Origin of the sequence: Rhizobium sp. BK112 (assembly GCF_014193215.1) — a bacterium.
Taxonomy (GTDB): domain Bacteria; phylum Pseudomonadota; class Alphaproteobacteria; order Rhizobiales; family Rhizobiaceae; genus Rhizobium; species Rhizobium anhuiense.
The window spans coordinates 43,450-64,034 of sequence record NZ_JACHYZ010000018.1; the positions used below are offsets into that span (position 1 = coordinate 43,450).

Sequence of the window (20,585 nt, forward strand, 5' to 3'; positions counted from 1 at the left end):
TCAAGGAAGGGAGCAACTCAGTGAACGACGGTGATCACCGGAATTCCAGCTTCATCGGCGGCACGGATCAGCGCTTCTCGCGCGTCCTCGGCCAATATGTCCCCATGGATAGCATCCCGGCATGCCCTGACCGCGATAAGATATTCCTCTCCATCGTCGATGGGCCAGCAAGCCGTCAACATATTTGCCGCCTCCCAAAGGCTCGCGACAAGCTTGTATTTTTCCGGCCCATTTACAACGAGCATCAGCGGGGTAAACTCTCCGGTTGTGTGCCACTTCATGACGTTACGCCTTCCCACGGTAAACATATTGGTAACCGTGCAAGAACCGTTCCGGGTGGGGGGCGGCATGATCCAGATTCTCACTTCAAACGAAGCGACCTTAACTTTGACGAAGGATGCCGGCCTCCTTCGCCGCAGCCTCAAACGCAGATCGCGCTTCCGCGTCGGGAACAACGCCACTCGCCGCGTCCAGGCATACCTTCCACGCTGTCGCATAGCTGGCGCTTCTGTTCTCGGGCCAGTATTTCTTCAAGAATGCGACCGCCTCTCTAGCGTTCCTGATGACGTGAACCCGATCATCTATCTTCAATTCGACGTTCGCGTCCCAGATGCTGATCATGGCGTCCTCCGTGGGGCAGGCTTCCCACAAACGTATATTAGGAAGATCTGTTCCAAACGGACGATCCTGCCGAAATTTTGGAGGGCGGCAGCCCAAGAGCGAATTGGAAGGGCTTCGGTGCATCGCTCCTGGCGTGAACCGAAACCGGACTGACTTCCGGCGTGCACATGCCAGCATTCGGTTGAGGATCGCGCAGCCGATGGCAACTTCTGTCTGTTAGGCGCGGAATGAGCGGGCTCGCTGCCGGTGTCGGATGATCGACTTGTAGCGGCCGATCGCGGCCTCGACCAAGGACCGCTTCCCTACCATCGAGGCATAATTCTCTATAATGGAAGCGTGGCCGTGGGTGAGAACATATGCGAAATGGATTCGCGTCAGCTTTCCGCAGGAATGCCCCCGGCCGCGATGATGGCCTCATGCGTGTCGACGTCGATCAGCGCCGCGTCGCCAATCTCAACCTCAATCACCGGCAGCCCGGAGGCTTTGATCAGGTCGCGGGCGCCGATGTCGCCCTTCAGCCGCAGAACGGCATCGTTCAGCGACCGCGGCAGGATAACGGGATTTCCGTGCTTGCCCTGCGAGACGGCACGAACGATCGATGCGCCCTTGCCATGTTGAAAGGCCGTAATCAGCCGGTTGAGATCGCTGCTGGTCACATCCGGCATGTCCGCGAGCATGACCAGGACACCGTCAACACCATTCGCCCCGGCAGCAACAAAGCCTGTCACCAGGGAGCTTGCCGGACGCGTAATCCGGATTTGCGACGATGTTCAATTGCATATCGGAGAGTGCCTTGCGGATGTCGTCTTGGCGATGGCCAACGACCACAGTGACGGATTCAGCATGGCTATTAATCGCAATCAACGCCGAACGGCGGACGAGCGGCATCCCGTCAAAATCGGCCAGCAGCTTGTGGCCGCCGTTCGGGCCCATGCGCGTCGCCATACCGGCACCCAGAAGTAGGATCGCCACCACTATTGGCTTCACCGCGACTTCTCCTCCAAGGGCATGGCATCGGCCGCGTCTGGATCTCCGGGCGGCGCCCGCCACACATTTGAATATATCATCTTCATCGGGACTCTCACCCGCCAGAATGCGCAGGCTCATCGATCTTCGAAGGATGAACCGCTTGCGGAATGAATCTGAACGTCGCGATCATGGTACCGATGCCAACCCCTGCATGGTCGGCTAGGCAGGCGAAAGCCGAGCTTTTCCACGCCGGTTGATTTTCCGGTCTGCGAGGGTCCAAGCACGGCAAAGCAGCGCATCGGCAATCCTCCAACTGCCGTAAACACAATCTTCAGCCATCATAGGATTCCCTGAACCGCTGCAATTGGTGCCGCACACAGTCCTAACCCCATCACGGTAAACCACGAGCTCGCCATTCCGCGGGAAACAAGGCTAAGTGCTTGTGGCGCTTGCGGCAACCGACGGCACCCCGACCGATATCAGCGCAGGCAGGGATAGCCCGCCGGCCCGCCAGCGCATTCCTGCTGCCGGCTAACAAGCCAGCCAGGAATAGAAGAATGATATCGTACATGTTCAGGTCGCCGTGCAAAGCTTGATTCCCGCCGAGACCCTCGTCCAAAACGGATGGCGGCTTTTGTGCATGGCGGTTTACCGTGCTCACGGTGATGGGGCAATTGTCGGCGGATTTCATGCGACGGCGGACGTATTCGAATAGAGATCAAGCGTGGATTTCATCACCAAATGGTGCTATCTGTAACACCATCATCAGGAAACCAAGGATGCGATCGACTATCAATCTCGATGACACCCTCCTGGAAAGGGCTAGGGCCCTAACCGGCACGATAGAAACCGCCACTCTGGTCCGCCAAGCGTTGGAGACGCTTGTCCGTGTCGAGTCGGGAAAACGCCTCATTGCGCTCGGCGGAACTATGCCGGATGCGGAGGCAGCCCCCCGCCGCCGTAGCGCAGCTGCCAAGTGATACTGGCCGACTCTTCCAGGATCGATCATTTCCGACAGGCCGATCCAGAGCTGCGGAGGATTATCGAGGACGATCGTCTCTTATGCCATCCAGCCGTAATCGGAGAGCCAGCACTTGGCAGCCTTTCCAGATCGCAGTAGCCTGATAGCTTTCCTGGCGGCCCAGCGCGAAGCTTTCGTCGCGACGCACGACGAAGTCATGATGATGATTGATCGCCACTCCATTTTCAGTATGGGCATTGGTTACACAGATGCCCACTTGATGGCCTCAGTTCTCCTCGATCAGCGGGCGGCCTTATGGACCAGAGATAAGCGTCTGCGGGCAGCGGCCGAAAAGGCGGGGGCTTCACTGCACACCCCTGGCAATGCGCGAAACTAGATGCTCTATCGAAGCACTCAGTCCCTTAAATGACCGCCAAATCTCCTTCGTTTTTCAGCGGCGCACCAGTTCTGCGTCCCCGCCGGTATAATCGCACGCGCCTGGAAACGTCAGATTGTGAGGGCATTCTCCTAGACTCGACTCGAATCCCCGGGAATGCTTCATTGGCGCTCGAAGAACTGAAGATGACATACGAGTGGATGAAAGCCGACACGACGAATGCGACCTATTAAGCCACCCGCGTGCGCATTGATATTGTCAGCGTTCAGTGTTCCCGTCGCCTTGTTTTTGCACGCATCGCCTGTTTAGTCGACCATCGAACTGAGTTACCGAGCCTTCCCAGGTAGAACGTCCATATGCAAGTCAGGATGTCTCGCGCGATTTGACCTGCTGGCGGCGTTGCACGGCGTTTGTCCCGGTGGTCGAAGACAAGGAAGTAATTCGAACGGGCTCTCGCGCGGCCTGCGTGCGAACCCGCTGGATGAGCGTTCGAACCTGTCGGATCGATGCACTGACCCGTTACCCCGCTGACTCCCAGAGAACCCGGTAAGATTCATGGCACAAATTCGTATCCACCATCGCACGATCTATCGCTACCGTTACGCGGTGCATCTGAGGCCTCATCGGCTGATGTTGAGGCCGCGCGAGGGCCGCGATCTCCGGCTGCTGTCGTATGAGGTCTCGATAGCACCACAGGCCCAGCTCAGTTGGGCGACGGATGTCTTCGGCAATGTCGTTGCCACTGCGGTTTTCAACGAGATGGCCGATGTCCTGACCGTTGATAGCGTCGCCCTGGTAGACCTTACCGCCGCAGCATGGCCGGTCTTTGCTATTGCAGGCTCCGCCGTCACTTTTCCCTTCCGCTATGTCAGATGCATTCGGATCAATGGACGTGGAGGTGCAGGTCGAAATGTCTGCATGAACTTCGCAGCAGGCCCACGGAACGATCGCAACGATCGGGCGTAGCTTCGCTTTTTTGTCGCCGCATTGGTCGATCCATCATACATATAGGCGTAATATCCATTATGCATCGACCAAAGGAAACTTCTGCGACGGCGCCATTCTGCGAACGAGCATGAAGTGCGCGAACGGTTCAGTGTGCGACGCCTGGTTCCCCATGTGCCCTCACGATAGCGTCCGCTTCCTTGCCGTATAGCTCCTCGAAGTGATCGAAGGTCTTGGAAAAATAACCAATGCCCTGCGTCGCCGAGCGCAGCGCCCGCGCCAGATCGTCGAGTGCGCCGCCCGGAATAAGTGCCCGGAAGATGTCCCATCCCTTGGCGGTTTCATCCCGGTCGAAGCCGAGAACTTGGCCCTTGAGAGCGGAGACGATCTGGACGAGGCTGCCGGAATAGATCGACGGAATGTGAATTTCGCTGCGGAAGACCGGTTGCATTAAAACTGCCGCCCCTTCGGAAAGCGCCTGTCGCACTCCCATTTTCGACGCAGTCCGGAAGGCGTGTTCCGAACTGTCGACGGCATGGTGCTGACCATCGTACAGCGTTACGCCGACATCGATGACCTTGAAGCCTAGCGGCCCTTTCTCCATAGCTTCGCGCGCGCCTGCTTCGACAGCTGGGATATAGTTGCGCGGGACGACGCCACCCTTGACGGTCTCGCTAAAGCTGAAGCCCCGGCCGCGCTCATTGGGGCGAATGCTCAGCTTCACATCCGCGAACTGTCCGGCACCGCCTGTCTGTTTGCGGTGACGGTAATGAACCTCGGATGGTTTCGCAGTTGTCTCGCGGTAGATCGGGCTGGGCGTTCGATCGGTTACGTCGATATGAAACACGTCGGACAGGGTTCGGCAGAGATCGCGCAGATGCACCGGCCCCTGGACGCAGACGAGATGGGCCCCGGTGCTTTCCTCCTGCAAGACCGTTAGGCCGCGATCCGTCTCGGATATTTTTGCCAGCGTTTCGGAGAGCTTGTTTTCATCGCGCTCGCTGCCCGGGACTAGGATCCTTTCAAGCATCGGGGTGGGCGGCTGCGTCCACTCAGGCGGGGCGACCACCGCGCCTGATGTCAACAGCGAAGGGACGGGCAAGTGGTCGGACTTGACCGTCGCAAACACATCCCCCGACGCAGGCACAACGGCCGAATTGGACTTCCCGTTTGCGAGATGCTGTACGGCGCCGAGGCCGGAGCCGCCCAGCGATGCGCCCTGCCGCAGTCCATCGCCAAGCGCGCGCACGAGCACTGTCTTACCGACATTCTGGCGATGATAGGCATGGAAGCTCACGGCGCTCAGCTTGTTTTCATCAACATTGCTCGCACGAGCTAGGCGCTGTCGAAGAACCCCGACCGGCGGCGCCTCGTGGCGCAGCGCCTTCATCAGCCTCATCATGCCGTTGCCGTGACTTGCGGCACCGATCAGGACTGGAATAATCCTGTTTTCCCTGAGAACCCGCGATGAAATGGCATAGAGCGCGTCGCTGGGCGGCTCGCGATCTTCGATCAGCTCCTCGAGAAGCCAGTCGTCGAATTCGGACAGGTGTTCCAGGAGTTCGCTGCGCGCTTCGTGCTCGCGCTCGGCGGCGCTTTCGGGGATTGCGATCAGCGCCGAAGTCTGGCCTTCCCGGTAGCGCCACGCCCGTTCCGAAATCAGATCGCAACTGCCTATGATCCTGTCCCCCTCGCGGATCGGGATCTGGCGAAGCAAAAGCGTGTGGTTGGCGTAGTCTTGAAGCGCGGCGATCACGTCCCTCAGCCGCCCTCTCGGTTCGTCCATCCGGTTGACGAAGAGGATGCACGGCGTCTCCGAGGCCTCGATTACCCGCAGATAGGGCGCGGCGAGCACAGCCTCCTCGGGTGCCGATGAAACGCACAGGATGCAGGCGTCGCTGGCAAGAAGCGCGTGTTGTGCATGCGCCAACGCTTCGTTGGGTCCTGGCGCATCCAGCGCACACCACGCCTCGTTTCCAAAGGTGAATTCTGTGAGGTTCAATCCATAAGGGGAGCTGGATTTTCTCGGCGCCCCCTCCAGGGAGCCGAGCTTTTCCACGACTGTTGATTTTCCGGTCTGCGAGGGTCCAAGCACGGTAAAGCAGCGCATCGGCATTCCTCCAACTGCCATAAACACAATTTTCACATAGGATGCCCTGAACCGCTGCAAGGCGCCAGAGGTGTTCATGGGCGCGTGCTTTATCTCGACGAGCATGGTCGAAGCATACCTGGCCCGCCGGCCCAGGCATTCTGCTTCGTGAGTACGAAAGTGAAAACGGCAAGGTCGGAGGCCTGCAATTTTTTCGCATAGGCATGAAGAACGATCGTGCCTTCCTGCAGCTTTTGGCAAAAGGCTTCGAGACGAACGATGACGGCCAGGTCTCGCCGCCGCACGATTGGCTTTGAAAGTCCTTTTGGCACGGACATTTCGCCATTTTTCAAAGTAGTCTTGCCGAGAAACTTCAAAGGGTGCCAATTTTGTCCGTCATGAGCGATCAAAAGCGCGACAAGTTTGCGGACCGGCGGAGCTCGTCGCCCGCCGACGTTATGCGCAATCGTCGCCCAGCCCGTTCGAAAAGCTGAACACAAAGGCCTTCTTCGAGCTTCGAGAGACGGCAGCTGCTGGTCGAGTGGTCCAACTCAAGTGCCTTTGCCGCGTCGATACCGTTTAACCATCGACGCCGTCCCGGGTGGATTACGAGCTGACGCCGCTCGGCGGCCGGACAGCTCAACTGTTCGAACGGTCACGAACGCTGACCATTTCGATCGAGATAGCTGTGGAACGGCCCTCGCGTGCGCTGGCGACATCCCATGCGGCGTTCTCCAACGACCGTCGAGTGAACGGCGCTGACTTATCGCCGGGTCTTGGAGGGGTCGCCGCGATCATTTGCGGGAGATCGGTCATCGGCCGACGTCGGCCCCGGAGAGAAATACGTGTTCGACGAGCTTGAGCGTCCGCAGCATAGGATGCGTAATCAAAAGAATCTGGTTCTTGCCGGCGCACCGGGACTCGTCCTTGAATTTCTCGAGCCACGGATCCAGCCGACCTAGACATGCGTTTGACGCAAAAACGCCCGCGTCATGAGCGGGCGTCGAGCGGTCGGAGAGACTAAATGATGTGCGGTTAGCGCGCGATCGATGCACGGGCGAGGCTGCGGATGTCAGCACGGTCGATCCCAAGGTCCTGCAGCTCACGGCTAGACATGCGGCCGAGTTCGGTGACGGTCTGACGGAACTTGCGCCAGTTGTTGAAAGAGCGTGCTACGTTCATGATAATCCCCTTCCTGAGGGCTATGTGACGTCAGCAACCTTGCTTGGTTCCGGCGTCGTTTCGATGTATCGGAATATAGGCGTTTCAATCGGTTTAAAACAGCGACAATCCCTCACCCCACCTATGCGCAGGACGCATAAGGTTTTCTTTTGCAACGGGAAATGCTCTTTTTTCAGCCTCGAACTTTTCACTAAGTAGGCGGGTTACCATCCCGGTTTTCTTTCAGTTGCACGGTTTCCTCCACGTCCCAATCAACATTGTCATGAAGCGCTCGGCCGCGGGCGAAAGCGTCCCACCGCGACGACGCACAATGCCGATCGTTCGTGAGATTTGAGGATTGCCAATAGGTCTCGTGACGAGGAACGGGTGCTCTTCCTGTGGGGTGGCGAGTTTAGGCAGAACCGAAATTCCAAGCCCCGCTTCCACCAAACCAAGCGATGTCGAAAGATGTGTGACTTCATAGGACCAGCGCAGTTTCAGGTTCGACTTCGCCAGAGCGGCGTCAAGAAGCGTACGGTTGCCGCTGGACCGGTGAACTGTGATCAGTTGATAGGGCGCCAGATCGTCCCATTCGAGTTCGCTCTTCGCTGCCAGCGGATGATCCTTGCGTGCCGCCAGCACGAATGGATCTTCGATGAGCCTCTCGAAGATGAGGTCGGGATCTGAAAAGCCCATGATATTAATGCCGAACTCGACTTCCCCACGGGCGACTGCCTGCAGTCCGTCGGTGGCCGGGAGATCGAGAATGCGAAAACGAATGTTCGGATACTCGGCGCTGAATTGCTTGATGACGGTCGGCAAAAAATAGAAAGCAGCCGTCGGCAGACATGCGATTGTCACGAGGCCGCTGCGCTGAGATCCGACATCGCGCACCGCAAACAGCGACGTGTCGAACTCCTCAAGCATTCGTCGCACCAAAGGTATCAGTTCCGCGCCAAGGGCGGTTGTCGAGACATGACGCGTGGTGCGCTCGAGCAAAGGCGCCCCGATTGCCAGCTCGAGCTTCTGAATTCGACGACTGAGCGCCGGCTGGGACAGATTGAGCGCTTCGGCAGAGCGGTGGAAGTTTTCCAGTTCGACGACCGACAGAAACGCGCGCAGATCCAGTATCTCGCAATTGATGCTCATAACGCATCATTCCCTCTGATATTCGCATTTCCCATATCAATCATTTTGCCGCTTACTGCAACAAAGAAGCTGATTGATATATAAATCACATCAGTATGCGGGTACAACCATGAACGACCTGATTTCCATTCCCTGCGTTCTGATGCGAGGCGGCACCTCCAAAGGACCGTTCTTTCTCGCATCCGATCTTCCATCGGATTCGCGGCAACGCGATCAGATCCTGCTTTCAGTCATGGGTTCGGGTCACCCTCTGCAGATTGACGGTATTGGCGGCGGCAACCCCGTCACCAGCAAGGTTGCCATCGTCGGCCCGTCAACTGTGTCCGATGCTGATGTCGATTATCTGTTCGCCCAAGTCCGCATCGATCAGCAGTTCGTGGATATCTCGCCCAACTGTGGAAACATGCTTGCGGCCGTCGGGCCGTTCGCGATCGAGGCCGGACTGGTCAAGGCGGCGACGGGCGTAACCCGCGTGCGCATTCACAACGTCAATACCGGCAAACTCATCGAAGCGGAGGTTCCGACCCCCGATGCCCGCGTTGCCTACATGGGAGATGCCTCGATCGACGGCGTGCCGGGCAATGCGGCACCGATCGCGCTGACCTTCATGGATGCGGCCGGGGCACGCACAGGCAAACTTTTCCCGACCGGCAACCCGTGCGACACGATTGATGGCATCGATGTGACCTGCATCGATTGCGCGATGCCGATGATGCTGCTCGAAGCCGCCGCCCTCCGTGTGACGGGAAACGAACCTGCAGCCGAGCTTAACGCCAACGGCGCAATGCTGCACCGACTCGAAACGCTACGGCTTGAGGCTGGCCGTCGTATGGGCATGGGCGATGTCAGCAACCAGGTCACGCCCAAACCGGTGTTGATCTCCACTCCCAACAAGGGCGGAGATCTCGGCGTGCGCTATTTCATGCCGCACCAATGCCACCCGTCTCTTGCAACAACCGGCGCGGTTGGGATTGCCACGGCCTGCATCAGCGACGGAACCGTCGCTGCGCAACTGATCGGCAATCGCAAGCCGCCGGTCATCCTCGTTCTCGAACATCCAAGCGGTCGTTTGGAAGTAAAACTGGATACCCGCGACGGCAAGACAGTTGCCGGAATCCTGCGGACGGCCCGACGCCTCTTCGAGGGCCGGGTCTTTGCAAAACCTATCGCGCAAGTGGTTTGCGCTGCATAATCGGAAGTGGTTGCCGGGAGGGCGCCACGCATCAGGGAGGAATACACATGCGCAAACTTATACTCGCCCTTGCGGCAACGGTCGCTTTTGCCGGTTCGGCTTTTGCGGAACCTGTGCGCATCAGCGTCGGGTCCTACAACCTCAACAACCTGCCCTTCCCGGTGGCAGCTGGCCTAGGTCTTTACGAGAAGGAAGGTCTTGAGGTGACCGTCGAAAACTTCGCATCTGGCGGCTCCAAGACGCTGCAGGCGCTTGTTGCCGGCTCCACGGATATCGCTGTCGGCTTCTACGACCATACGATCCAGATGCAGTCGCAGAACAAGGCGGTGGTCGGCTTTGTCCAGCTTGCGCGCAATTCTGGCCTGGTTCTGGCCGGCGGGAAAAACTCATCCTTCGATCCGACCAAGCCGGAAACGATCAAGGGCGCGAAGATCGGCATCACCGCACCGGGATCATCTTCCGACTTCTTCGTGCGCTACTACCTGCAGCGCAACAATCTTTCGGCCGACGACATCTCGCTGATCGGCGTCGGTTCCGGCGCGGCCGCAGTCGCGGCCCTCGAGCAAGGTAAAGTGGATCTTCTGGTCAACTACGATCCCGCGGCGACCTTTATCGAGGCAAAGGGTGTCGGCAAGATTTTGATCGACGCCCGCAGCGACGAGGGAGCAAAGGAGATCTATGGCGGAATTTATCCGACCGCCGTCCTCTATGCGACACAGGCCTATATCGATGAGAACCCGGAAACCATCCAGAAGGTCACGAACGCGACCGTCAAGGCACTGGCATGGATGAACACACATAGCGCTGAAGAGATTGTCGAAAAACTGCCGGAAGAATTCATCTCCGGCGACCGGGACACCTATGTGAAGGCCGTCCAGAATGCCAAGCCGATTTTCTCGGTGGACGGCAAGTTCAGCGAGACCGACACGCAGACGCCGTTGGCCGTCCTCAAGAGCTTCAACGAAAAGGTTGCTGCCGCAACAATCGATCTTTCCAAAACCTACACGAACGCTTTCGTGGACAAGGTAACGGATAAGACCACCAATTGATCCTAGGAGGAGGCCATGTCCTTGGCTGTCGTAAACCCCATGCCTATCCCGACGGGACAGCAAAATGCAAAGTCGATGGTATCGATCGACGCCGTGACAATGTCATTTGGTTCCTATGTCGCGGTGCAGGACGTCAACCTCACGGTTGCCGATGGCGAGTTTCTCGCCATCGTCGGCCCGACCGGTTGCGGCAAGAGCACTATTTTGAACGCGATCGCAGGTCTTCTGAAACCCGCGAGCGGTACGGTGACGATCGACGGCACGCCGGTAAAGGGCGTGCAGAATGACATTGGCTATCTCTTCCAGCAGGACGCGCTGCTTCCGTGGAAGACATCCATCGAGAATGTCGAGCTCGGCCTGATGTTCAGGGGTGTTGGAGCCGCTGAGCGCCGCGAGCGTTCGATGAGCTGGCTTGCCAAGGTCGGGCTGAAGGGGTTCGAACACCGCTATCCGCACCAACTCTCCGGCGGCCAGCGTAAACGTGTCCAGATGGCGCAGGCCCTCATTGCCGGTCCGAAGGTGATCCTGATGGACGAGCCCTTCTCCGCGCTCGACATCCACACGCGGCACCTTATGCAGAATGAGTTGCTGCGCCTTTGGCAGGAAGAACGCCGCGCCGTGGTCATGATTACGCACGACCTTGAAGAGGCCATCGCGCTGGGAGACCGCGTCGCCATTCTGGCCGCCGGCCCTCGATCGCGGGTCATCGAAAGTTTCCCGGTCGATCTCGAGCGGCCACGGGATGTGGCAGAGATCAAACTCGATCCACGCTTTATGGATCTGTATCGCAATATCTGGGCTTCCCTGCGTGGCGAAGTGGAGAAAAGCTATGAACGTCGGGACTGAACGCACTATCCAGCTCGGTATGCTGGTTTTTATCCTCGGTGGCTGGCAGCTCGGCGTGACCGCCGGCTTCATTGATGTCTTCTTTTTCCCGGCGCCACTCGATATCTTCAATCAGATTGTCAGCTGGATCGTTGACCCGAGCTTTTACAAGCACGTCTCGATAACCCTGACGGAAACAGTGCTCGGTTACATCATTGGCACGGGCCTTGGTGTCGCCGCTGGTGTATGGCTCGGTCTCAGCCGGAGCGCCGCCCGGATCCTCGACCCGTTCATCAAGGGGCTCAACGCCGTTCCGCGCGTGGTGCTTGCCCCGATTTTCGTTCTTTGGCTCGGGCTCGGCCTTTGGTCGAAGGTGGCGCTTGCCGTAACACTTGTTTTCTTCATTACCTTCTTCAACGCCATGCAGGGCGTCCGCGAAGTCAACCCGGTGGTCCTCGCGAATGCAAGGATCCTCGGAGCCAAACCTTCCGATCTATTGCGGCATGTCTATTTCCCCGCAGCAGCAAGCTGGATCCTGTCGTCGCTTCGTACCTCCGTCGGTTTCGCGGTCGTCGGCGCCATCATTGGCGAGTATCTTGGCTCCTCTGCAGGACTGGGCTACCTGATCGCGCAGGCGGAAGGCAACTTCGACGCGGTGGGGGTGTTTGCCGGCATCATCATCCTGGCCATGTTCGTGCTCATCATCGATCGAATTCTCGATGTTCTGGAAGGCCGGCTCATCAAGTGGAGACCGAACGCCGCAGAAGAGAGAGCGGCGTAACAAATCGAATTAGTTTCCATGTGAGTTCTGATTGGGGGTGCCGCCATCGGCACTCCGTTCTTTTTGGCCTTGTGTTAGAAAGTACCGCCAGCTCCCGATTGATATGCTGGCTCAAAGTTGGAATCGTGGGCGTATTAAGCAGCCATTGGTTAACACCTCAATTGGATTGGCTTCCAAAAACGCGTTGACCACGTGGCATGCCTTATGATGCCCACTTGTCCTGTGGTGACCTTGTCCGTCGGGATAAGCTTGAGTTCGGCGACAAGCGCATCGCGATACGGGACGATCTGCGTGATTGCCTTGCAGACGCAATACCAGCGCCAGATGCGTTGACGGCGAGTAGTGTACGATACCAGCTTGCGAAGTGCTGAAAGCTGAGTGTTCTACCATTATGTCAGGCTCATAACTGGACGAAGCGGCGGCGTATGTACAGCGGAACGGAAACATACCTCGGCACATTTGCGGAGAAGTATTTTGCGGCATTGCAATAGCTGATAACGCACTGCAATATAACTGTTACAAATCTGTGCAGTTGGGGTGCCGTGTGATGAGGATTTGCATCTATAAGTCGGAAAGAGCCCCTGAGCTTACCCTCTTGCTGCGAGAGGGCCTGCCTCTACCGCTCGATACCAAGATAGACAAATGGACCAAAATCAAGGTCGTCACCGACAGGGAAATGAGAGCAGACCTTTTGAATCAAGTTGGCGGCGCGGGGTACGCGTTAGTTCGGCTTGCCGCGATTAGGCAACATTAGGCAATAGCACTGCCTTGTTGCCGCGTTATCACGACACTGCCATCGCATCGCGAGGCTTTGTCTGCTGGAAACACGCACCCAGGCGCTCGTGCGCGGACCGGCCGCCACATTGCCCACCTCGGACTGAAAGTTGCCTGGTGAATTGCCGCTCCAGAACCAATATGAACCGTTGCTCGGCTCAACTATTAAAAATCTACTCTTTAGTAGCCACAATATGGTCGTTGCTCGATATCAACACCGACCAGGTCTAGCGCCGCATTGCGAAACTCCTCGCTGTGGCGCCGATTGCTTGGCCGTGATTGCTTCTTCGAAACCAACCCGGCTGCACCGGACGCCACTCCTACGCGAACTTATCCTGGCGTTCCTGGAGATACCTCGCGCGGACGCCGGCAGTGCCCATGCCGAAAGACTTATCCCGGTCATTCTCGGCCAGCTCCAGGCGAGTCCGATCGCGCCGCTGTCCCTTCCCTCGCCGGCATCCGAGCGCCTCCGTAGCATCGCTTCAGACATCAGGGACGAACCGGGTGCCGATTGGCCACTCGATGCGCTTGCATCACGTGCGGCCATGTCCCCCGCAGCTTCCAGCGCCATTTCCAATCTGAGACAGGCATGAGTTTCCGCGCCTGGCGTCAGCAGGCGAAACTTCTCAAAGTAGTGGAGTGGCTCGCTGCCGGCCGAAGCGTCGGCGATATCGCCTTTTGCTTGGCTGCTCAGGCCCCAGCGCCTTCATTGCGGTGTTCAGGACGGCTTTTGGCGCTTCTGCCGGACAGTATTTCGCGAATGAAATGAGAGCGCCCAGTCGCACCGAACCCGCGCATGGGCCGAATGCCCCGCTGATGCCGGGCACAAGGTGGCGGATGGGAGGATCTCGCGAGGAAACTTACTCTGGCGCGCCAAATAAGCAATGATTTGATGATCGACAGCGTCTTGCGATCAAGCGTGAGGGCGACAGAGGCAATCAATGCGACGCCAAAGGCAATCTGCAGAAACCTTGAATCAAAGCCGATGACAAGGCATCCAATCGGAATCAAGGTGAAGACTAAGGCGCCGAAGACGGCGTGGAGAGGGTTGCCAACGCCGCCATTGATTGAGTCACCACCAGGGATCGAAGCTGCGATCGGGCCCCCAGCCTGTCTCCTCAAACGCTGAACACTCTGCCTTCATTGTCGGCCACCTATTTGTGGTACCGCTACTGCTCTGCCAAAGCAACGCCATTGCCTTGTGCATGGCGAACGACATTTTCCGAAAATCCTTGTTGACGAGCCTCTTCGACGAATTCGCGCACCAACAGACCCGCAGCCGGATGGGAACAACTGACAGCGATCGTTTGCCTTATAATGAGGAAAGGTTCCACCAAAACGCGGAAGCCTTTATGGGTGCCCGCAAAACGCTCAAGCGCTTGCCGCACACCCGCAGCGGCGTGATGTTTACCTTCGACAAACATTTCAAGCGCCTCCCCCGGGGTAGACGAATGAACGATTCTGGCACGCGCGAGATGCCGGGACAAATAGAGGTCATAGGCAGCGTTGCGGGTGACGCAAATTTCCAGGCCCTCCGCGTCGACGTCCTGAAAGGTGCGATACGGTGTTGCCTCTCGAACCACCAGCGTACCCTCGATCATCGCATAGGCAGGCGAAAACAGCAGCCTGTCTTCACGTGCCGGATCGGCGGCCAGGAAGGCGATGTCCCACTCGTCGTGATCGACCCGCTCCAGAATCTTGGCTGCTGATGGGTATGCGACGAATTCGACGCGACAACCGAGGCGCTCCGCAAGCTCTTTGGCGAGTTGTGGGCTGACCCCTTCAACGGATCCTGTCTCTGGGTCGTGCTGCACCAAAGCGATATTTGCAAGGTTTACCGCCGCCCGAAGATAGCCTTTTGGGATCAGTGCGCTGATAGAAGCTGTGACATCGCCGGTCATGTTCGATCTCCTGCCCGACAACGCAATGTTGCGGTCACGATTGCCTGAATTTCGTTGCCAACGCCTCGGTTCCGCGTGCGAGAAGGCCGACATCGATGCCGACTGCGGTAAAAGTCGTTCCGAGTTCAATGCAGCGGGCGGCAAAAGCGGTGTCCGGCGTCAGGATGCCGGCCGGTTTGCCGAGAGCTGCAAGGCGGCTGATCGCATGCTCGACGGCAGCCACGACCTCGGGATGACCGGGCTCCCCCGGATATCCAAGGCTGGCGGCAAGATCCGCCGGGCCGATGAAGACGCCATCGACACCATCAACCTGTGCAATGGCTTCCAATGCCTCGAGTGCGGCGCGAGTTTCCAGCTGCACCAGCAGACACAACTCCTCTTCCGCCCGCCTGGCATAGCCCGAGACACGCCCAAAACGCGTCGCCCGCGTCAGTCCCGATACACCGCGGATACCGGCAGGAGGATAGCGCATGGCGGAGACCGCAGTTTCCGCTTCCGCACGGTTCTGCACATAAGGAATGAGGAGTGTCTGCGCGCCGATATCGAGGTAACGCTTGATCAGAACCACATCATTGCTTGCGGGCCGCACGATCGCCGAGACATCGTACGCCGCGACCGCCTGCAACTGTGGCAAGACAGTCAGTACGTCGCCTGGCGAGTGTTCGGTGTCGAACAGCAGCCAATCGAACCCGGAGGGCGCGACGACCTCCGCCGCATAGCTGCCCGGCAGACTGCACCAGAGACCAATCTGCTGCCTCTTTTCGAACAGCGCCCGCTTGAAGCGATTTTCCGGAAGGTTCATGTTTTAACCTATACAAAAGCGACGCCGATTGCGCCGATCGGGCCATAATCCACGTGGATGACGTCGCCAGCAGCGATGTCAACCGGGCGGGTAAAGGAGCCCGCCAGCACGATCTGCCCCTTTTCCAGTTTGCCGCCAACCGCATAGAGCTTGTTGACGAGCCAGGCGATCCCCGCCGCGGGATGTCCCATGACGGCCGCCGATACGCCGGACTCCTCGATGATCCCATTCTTGGAGAGCGTCGCCCCGATCCACCGGATGTCGACATCCATCGGACGGATCACGCGACCGCCGACGACGATGGCGCCGAAGGCCGCGTTATCCGCTATGGTATCTGTGATCGCGCGCGGAACCTCGGTCCTGTAGTCGATGATTTCGAGCGCCGGCACGATGAATTCCGTGGCGCGCATAACGTCGTAGATGCGGGTACTCGGGCCTTCGAGATCCTCGCCCATGAGGAAGGCAAGTTCCACTTCGAGGCGCGGCTTGATGAAGAGGTCGGCCCTGATCTGAGCGCCATCGTTGAACAGAGCATCATCAAGGATGCGCCCATAATCCGGCTCGGTCATCTTCGATGCCATCTGCATGGCGCGCGACGTCAGGCCGATCTTGTGGCCCGCGACGCGCGCGCCCTTGGCAATCCTGCCTTCCGCCCAAAGATCCTGGATGCGATACGCATCCTCGATTTCGATGTGTGGATAGGTCTTGCTGAGCTGCGGGATGGGCACCCGGCTTTCCTCGGCGCCCAGCAATGCCTGCGCCGCGCGGCGGTGTTCTTCTTCCGTCAACATGGGTATGGTTCTTCCGTTTGTTTATTTGATTGGCGCACGCGGCAGAACCGCTTCGCCGGGCTCCATCACGTATGTGTACTCCAGGGAAAACCAGGGAACGTTCACACTCGGATCTTCCGAATGCGGTTCGTCATGCTGCACGAAATCGCCGGTCAGCGCGGACGTCACCCCGAATTGCACGTCGGAATCGATATTCGGATCGCTCGGGTCGAAAACCTGCGAAATAAGTGTCTTGAAACCTTGCTTGAAGATCAGCGCATGTAGATGCGCCGGACGATAGGGGTGACGCCCCTGGGCCTTCAAAAGCCGACCGACGACACCGTCCACCGGGATCGGATATCCGATCATCTTCACCGTGCTGAACCAGAAGCGGCCCTCCGCGTTCGTCGTGAATTTGCCCCGCAAGTTCATCTCGGCCTGATCAGGATCCTGGTTCTCGTAGAGACCGACGGGCGACGCGTGCCAGACATCCACTTCGGCGCCCGCAATGGGTTTACCGTGTGCATCCACCACCCGCGCGTGAACGAAAAGTGGAGAACCCGGCGTATCCGACCGGACGATGGTACCGCCATTTTCAACGCGCGGTGAGTTGAGGCGCCAGAAGGGTCCAAGCAGCGACTGGGACGTTTCCGTTTGTCCCTGGTCGCCATTGTTGAGCAAGCAGACCAGTGTCGAAACGCCCAGCGAGCCCGACATCAAGACGAACTCGTTATGACTGTCCGTCTGCAATTGGCCGATTTCGTTGAGGACCGCAGTGGCATCGCGAAACTCCGGCTCCGTCAGGCGAACTTCGCGAACAAAGGCGTGCAGATGCTTCACCAGCGCCGTCAGGATCTCGCGAAGCCGGCTATCGGCAGTCTGCGCCATCACCTTCAGAGCAGCCGCCGTCACATCCTCGTGTGTCCGTATCACCATCTCACACCTCCCTTGGGCGTGCTTGTTTTGAAAAATCATCGATTATTTGTCAAGCCAAACCTCCACGAAATGCAGGATATTTTAAGGGGATGAGCGTAGGCCGCTTAAAATTCAATAACATGTATTTGATATTATTCAATAAAATCCGGATGTGATCGTGTGCGATCCGAAGATCGACGCCAACCCTCATCAAGCTGTTGACAGGAATCATCGTTTATTATACGGATCATCGATAATGAGTTCCGCGATCTGAAAAGGCGGCGGAACCACCTGGGAGGATGTCGATTGCAATCAGGACCTGGCAGCCCCATTGTGGAAAGCGGCGCGGAGGCGGCAACGTCGTCCTTTCTAGATGACGGCAAAAATACCATCGCCAGCCAGTTGGTGTCGCGATTGCGCGAGGCGATTATTTCCGGCCAGCTCGAGGCTGGCAGCAAGATCAATCTCGACCGGGCAAAACAGAGCTTTAACGTCAGCCTCAGCCCTTTGCGAGAGGCATTGGCGCGTCTCATTTCGGATGGACTTGTCGAGTTCGAAGACAATCGCGGCTACCGCGTGTCGCCCGTTTCGCTGTCGAACCTCGAAGAGATCACCAGTTTGCGCGAGGAATTCGAAACATATGCGTTGCGGGAATCTATGCGCGTCGGCGATGTCGATTGGGAAGGCAATGTCATGCGTGCGCTGCACCGCCTGAACCGCACGGAACGGGATGCGGCAAGACCCGAAACGCTTGAACAGTGGGAAGCCGTCCACCGGGAGTTTCATCTCACCCTGATATCGGGCTGCCGGAAGCCGCTGCTTCTCAGTTTCTGCAAGACCATGCTGAACTTGAACGACCGCTATCGGCGCACATTTCTCACCCGCACATCCGGCGACCGCAATGTCAGCGTTGAACATAGCGAAATCGCGCAAGGAACAGTGGCGCGGGATATGGACTATGCCTGCGACCGGCTGCGCGAGCACATCCATCGTACCGGCACAAATCTGCGACGGCATCTCGCTGAAAAGGGAATTGCCTGAATGGAGACGCCGCGGGAAACAATACCAGCCAGGATTTCAGCGCCGTCGCTGGGGATCGCGCATTTTTCAGCGATTGATGTCGAGCCGGCGAAATTTGTGTCGCTTGCCGCCGCAGCCGGCTTTTCGTCGGTTGGCCTGCGCCTTCATCCGGCATTTCCCGGCGCTCCCTATTATGAGCTGCCGACCGGAAGCGACGCAACTCGTGACGTTAAAGCCCGTCTGGATGGTGAAGGGATCTCGCTCTACGACATCGAATTCGTAGTCATCGGACCGGACTTCCATGCCGCTGCTCTGACGTCAGTGCTGGAAGCAGCAAGCGCGCTTGGTGCGCGACGTCTCAGTGTCTGCGGCGACGACCCGGATCGGGAGCGCCTTGTCGCCAGTTTCGCGGCGCTTTGCGACCTTGCGGCCACCTTCGGTATGGGCGTCGATCTGGAGAACATGGGCTGGCGCCCTGTTGCCAGCTTTGACGACACCCTGTCGATCGTGCAGGGATCGTGCAGGGACAATGCCGGTGTGCTGGTCGATGCGCTGCACTTCTTCCGCAATGGCGGCCAAGCCGAGGATGTCTCTTCTGCCCCTCAAGGCATGATCAGGAGCATTCAGCTCTGCGACGCCCGTGGACCCGCGCCGACGACGGCGGATCAAATGGTCAGCGAGGCCAGAACGGGACGTTTCGCCCCAGGGTTGGGCGAGCTTCCCATTGCCAGCCTGATAAAAGTGTTGCCGGCAGTCGCTGCCGTCTCGGTGGAGGTTCCTATCCATTCCAGCCAGACACCCGAGGAGCATTTGCGTCACCTTTACGATGCCACCCGTGCGTTGACCGGCTAAACACGAGCAACAGCGCAACAGCTAATACGACACGGAGACAGGCAGAGGAGCCCGTCGACGGGAGAGAGATATTGTCATGAACTACGTGCTGGATTTCAGCGTTGTCTTCGAAAAGATGCCCGACCTGCTGATGGGGGCTCTGGCCACAATCGGCCTTGCGCTGGCCGGCATGTCGCTGGCGCTGGTGGTAGGCGTGATCGGCGTTGCCGCCCGGACATCGAATATCCGTCCCTTGCGCTCGGCCGTCATCGCCTTCGTCGAAGTGGTCCGCAATACTCCTTTCCTGGTGCAGATCTTCTTTATCTTCTTCGCCTTGCCGATGATGGGTATTCGCCTCAATCCCACCGCCACGGCGATCATCGCGCTCGCCGTCAATGGCGGCGCCTATGCCATCGAAATTATTCGTGGCGGTGTCGACAGCATCCACAAGGGTCAGGTTGAAGCCGGGCTCGCGCTCGGCCTGCACAAGGCGCAGGTGTTTCGCCTCATCGTCCTGAAGCCGGCGCTCAGGGCTATCTATCCCTCGCTGACCAGCCAGTTCATCATGCTGACGCTGACCACATCGGTCTGCACATCCATTGCGGCTTACGAGCTGACTTCCGTCGCACAGATCATCGAGTCCGATACGTTCCGCAGCTTCGAGGTCTATTTCACGATCACGCTCATGTACCTCGTCATCTCCTGGATGATGATGGGGCTGTTTGCGCTGATTTCGCGGCATTTCTTCAGCTATCCGGTGCGGTGAGGAGCAGGACAATGAGTGTTATCGGCCAAAACGAAATGCTTTTCCTCCTGCAGGGCCTGAAGTGGACGCTACTTCTATCTGCGATCGGTTTCATCGGTGGCGGCATATTCGGACTGATCATCGCGCTTGCCAGGACGTCTGCACATTCCGCGCTCCGCAAGACGGCGGCGGGCTATATCTCCGTCTTTCAGGGTACACCCCTGCTGATGCAGCTGTTCGTGGTCTATTACGGGATCGCACTTGTCGGCATCAGCGTCGAGGCATGGGCGGCCGTCGCCATCGCCTTCACGCTGCATGCCAGCGCTTTTCTCGGCGAGGTCTGGCGCGGCGGCATCCAGGCAATCCCGAAGGGCCAGACTGAAGCCGCAAATGCGCTGGGCCTCCATTATATCTCGCGGATGAAGGACGTGATCCTTCCGCAGGCCTTCAAGGTTTCCCTGCCGGCAACCGTCGGATTCCTCGTCCAGCTCATCAAGGGGACATCGCTTGCCGCCATCGTCGGCTTCATCGAACTCGCCCGCGCCGGACAGATCGTCTCCAATCAGACCTACAGGCCGCTGCTGATCTTCGGCATCGTCGGCGCGATCTACTTCATCATTTGCTGGCCCCTGTCTCTCTATGGGACCCGGCTCGAAAATCGGATGGCAAAGGCCGCCCGGTAAGTTGG

The 20,585-nt window shown here is 58.3% G+C and carries 21 protein-coding genes and 5 pseudogenes; 12 read left to right on the plus strand and 14 right to left on the minus strand.

From position 1 onward, the window contains the following. Nucleotides 1-17: 17 nt before the first annotated feature. The 5 genes and pseudogenes from FHT75_RS31955 to FHT75_RS36435 all read right to left on the minus strand — a co-directional run. Entirely contained in the window at nt 18-281 is a 264-nt protein-coding gene (locus tag FHT75_RS31955) for a DUF982 domain-containing protein (protein ID WP_097544186.1), read from the minus strand. A gap of 100 nt (nt 282-381) precedes the next feature. Beyond that, nucleotides 382-621 (minus strand): DUF982 domain-containing protein, encoded by a 240-nt coding sequence (locus FHT75_RS31960; RefSeq protein WP_097544185.1) that lies wholly within the window; start codon nt 619-621, stop codon nt 382-384. 144 nt (nt 622-765) lie between these two features. Next, a pseudogene (locus FHT75_RS31965) lies at nt 766-924 on the minus strand (IS5/IS1182 family transposase); the annotation flags it as partial. Between the two features lie 71 nt (nt 925-995). Next, nucleotides 996-1,554 (minus strand): annotated as a pseudogene (locus tag FHT75_RS31970) (NTP transferase domain-containing protein). 399 nt (nt 1,555-1,953) lie between these two features. Beyond that, a pseudogene (locus FHT75_RS36435) lies at nt 1,954-2,161 on the minus strand (sulfite exporter TauE/SafE family protein); the annotation flags it as partial. Nucleotides 2,162-2,369: 208 nt separating this feature from the next. On the opposite strand from FHT75_RS36435, the gene FHT75_RS31975 reads away from it, so the two are divergent. The 3 genes and pseudogenes from FHT75_RS31975 to FHT75_RS31985 all read left to right on the plus strand — a co-directional run bounded on the left by FHT75_RS31975 (nt 2,370) and on the right by FHT75_RS31985 (nt 3,914). Next, the gene (locus FHT75_RS31975; RefSeq protein WP_183845472.1) at nt 2,370-2,570 is read left to right on the plus strand and encodes a type II toxin-antitoxin system VapB family antitoxin; all 201 of its coding nucleotides are present in this window, start codon (nt 2,370-2,372) and stop codon (nt 2,568-2,570) included. Continuing rightward, a pseudogene (locus FHT75_RS31980) lies at nt 2,567-2,948 on the plus strand (type II toxin-antitoxin system VapC family toxin). The gene FHT75_RS31975 and the pseudogene FHT75_RS31980 overlap by 4 nt, the downstream one beginning before the upstream one ends. Before the next feature lie 555 nt (nt 2,949-3,503). Beyond that, nucleotides 3,504-3,914 (plus strand): transglutaminase N-terminal domain-containing protein, encoded by a 411-nt coding sequence (locus FHT75_RS31985; RefSeq protein WP_183845473.1) that lies wholly within the window; start codon nt 3,504-3,506, stop codon nt 3,912-3,914. Between the two features lie 127 nt (nt 3,915-4,041). On the opposite strand, the gene FHT75_RS31990 is transcribed toward FHT75_RS31985, so the two are convergent. The 5 genes from FHT75_RS31990 to FHT75_RS32010 form a co-directional block, all read right to left on the minus strand. Beyond that, on the minus strand, nt 4,042-6,003 hold the full coding sequence (locus FHT75_RS31990) for an elongation factor G (protein WP_183845519.1): 1,962 nt from the start codon (nt 6,001-6,003) through the stop codon (nt 4,042-4,044). An 89-nt stretch (nt 6,004-6,092) separates the two neighbouring features. Then, nucleotides 6,093-6,482 carry a hypothetical protein gene (locus FHT75_RS31995; RefSeq protein ID WP_246713001.1) on the minus strand — a complete coding sequence of 130 codons (390 nt, stop codon included), beginning with the start codon at nt 6,480-6,482 and terminating at the stop codon, nt 6,093-6,095. After that, nucleotides 6,389-6,625: a LysR family transcriptional regulator gene (locus FHT75_RS36545; RefSeq protein ID WP_409527374.1), complete on the minus strand. Its 237-nt coding sequence runs from the start codon at nt 6,623-6,625 to the stop codon at nt 6,389-6,391. Before FHT75_RS36545 ends, FHT75_RS31995 begins: the two co-directional genes overlap by 94 nt. Nucleotides 6,626-7,017: 392 nt before the next feature. Further along, complete coding sequence (locus FHT75_RS32005) at nt 7,018-7,164, minus strand: DUF1127 domain-containing protein (protein ID WP_097544157.1); 147 nt, start codon at nt 7,162-7,164, stop codon at nt 7,018-7,020. Between the two features lie 222 nt (nt 7,165-7,386). Beyond that, nucleotides 7,387-8,292 (minus strand): LysR family transcriptional regulator, encoded by a 906-nt coding sequence (locus FHT75_RS32010; RefSeq protein ID WP_183845476.1) that lies wholly within the window; start codon nt 8,290-8,292, stop codon nt 7,387-7,389. Between the two features lie 109 nt (nt 8,293-8,401). On the opposite strand from FHT75_RS32010, the gene FHT75_RS32015 reads away from it, so the two are divergent. The 5 genes and pseudogenes from FHT75_RS32015 to FHT75_RS36440 form a co-directional block, all read left to right on the plus strand. After that, entirely contained in the window at nt 8,402-9,484 is a 1,083-nt protein-coding gene (locus FHT75_RS32015; protein WP_097623348.1) for a 4-oxalomesaconate tautomerase, read from the plus strand. Nucleotides 9,485-9,531: 47 nt separating this feature from the next. Then, on the plus strand, nt 9,532-10,533 hold the full coding sequence (locus FHT75_RS32020; RefSeq protein WP_097623347.1) for an ABC transporter substrate-binding protein: 1,002 nt from the start codon (nt 9,532-9,534) through the stop codon (nt 10,531-10,533). 15 nt (nt 10,534-10,548) lie between these two features. Further along, on the plus strand, nt 10,549-11,379 hold the full coding sequence (locus tag FHT75_RS32025; protein ID WP_409527375.1) for an ABC transporter ATP-binding protein: 831 nt from the start codon (nt 10,549-10,551) through the stop codon (nt 11,377-11,379). Beyond that, the gene (locus FHT75_RS32030) at nt 11,363-12,139 is read left to right on the plus strand and encodes an ABC transporter permease (RefSeq protein ID WP_183845521.1); all 777 of its coding nucleotides are present in this window, start codon (nt 11,363-11,365) and stop codon (nt 12,137-12,139) included. The genes FHT75_RS32025 and FHT75_RS32030 overlap by 17 nt, the downstream gene beginning before the upstream one ends. Before the next feature lie 1,085 nt (nt 12,140-13,224). Continuing rightward, a pseudogene (locus tag FHT75_RS36440) lies at nt 13,225-13,669 on the plus strand (helix-turn-helix transcriptional regulator); the annotation flags it as partial. A gap of 413 nt (nt 13,670-14,082) precedes the next feature. Here FHT75_RS36440 and FHT75_RS32040 read toward each other — a convergent pair. The 4 genes from FHT75_RS32040 to FHT75_RS32055 are packed head-to-tail and all read right to left on the minus strand — an operon-like array spanning nt 14,083 to nt 17,322. Next, nucleotides 14,083-14,814 carry a transporter substrate-binding domain-containing protein gene (locus FHT75_RS32040; RefSeq protein ID WP_183845477.1) on the minus strand — a complete coding sequence of 244 codons (732 nt, stop codon included), beginning with the start codon at nt 14,812-14,814 and terminating at the stop codon, nt 14,083-14,085. A gap of 34 nt (nt 14,815-14,848) precedes the next feature. Next, nucleotides 14,849-15,616, minus strand: a complete 768-nt coding sequence (gene hpaI, locus FHT75_RS32045) for a 4-hydroxy-2-oxoheptanedioate aldolase (RefSeq protein WP_183845478.1) — start codon at nt 15,614-15,616, stop codon at nt 14,849-14,851. Between the two features lie 8 nt (nt 15,617-15,624). Then, the gene (gene hpaH, locus FHT75_RS32050) at nt 15,625-16,407 is read right to left on the minus strand and encodes a 2-oxo-hept-4-ene-1,7-dioate hydratase (protein ID WP_183845479.1); all 783 of its coding nucleotides are present in this window, start codon (nt 16,405-16,407) and stop codon (nt 15,625-15,627) included. A 21-nt stretch (nt 16,408-16,428) separates the two neighbouring features. Next, the gene (locus FHT75_RS32055) at nt 16,429-17,322 is read right to left on the minus strand and encodes a dioxygenase (RefSeq protein WP_183845480.1); all 894 of its coding nucleotides are present in this window, start codon (nt 17,320-17,322) and stop codon (nt 16,429-16,431) included. A 285-nt stretch (nt 17,323-17,607) separates the two neighbouring features. On the opposite strand from FHT75_RS32055, the gene FHT75_RS32060 reads away from it, so the two are divergent. From FHT75_RS32060 to FHT75_RS32075, 4 genes are all read left to right on the plus strand, one after another. Further along, complete coding sequence (locus FHT75_RS32060; protein WP_183845481.1) at nt 17,608-18,342, plus strand: GntR family transcriptional regulator; 735 nt, start codon at nt 17,608-17,610, stop codon at nt 18,340-18,342. Further along, complete coding sequence (locus tag FHT75_RS32065; protein WP_183845482.1) at nt 18,343-19,173, plus strand: sugar phosphate isomerase/epimerase family protein; 831 nt, start codon at nt 18,343-18,345, stop codon at nt 19,171-19,173. 76 nt (nt 19,174-19,249) lie between these two features. Beyond that, nucleotides 19,250-19,918 carry an amino acid ABC transporter permease gene (locus tag FHT75_RS32070; RefSeq protein WP_097596140.1) on the plus strand — a complete coding sequence of 223 codons (669 nt, stop codon included), beginning with the start codon at nt 19,250-19,252 and terminating at the stop codon, nt 19,916-19,918. 11 nt (nt 19,919-19,929) lie between these two features. Further along, on the plus strand, nt 19,930-20,580 hold the full coding sequence (locus FHT75_RS32075; protein ID WP_097596141.1) for an amino acid ABC transporter permease: 651 nt from the start codon (nt 19,930-19,932) through the stop codon (nt 20,578-20,580). Nucleotides 20,581-20,585 lie beyond the last annotated feature (5 nt).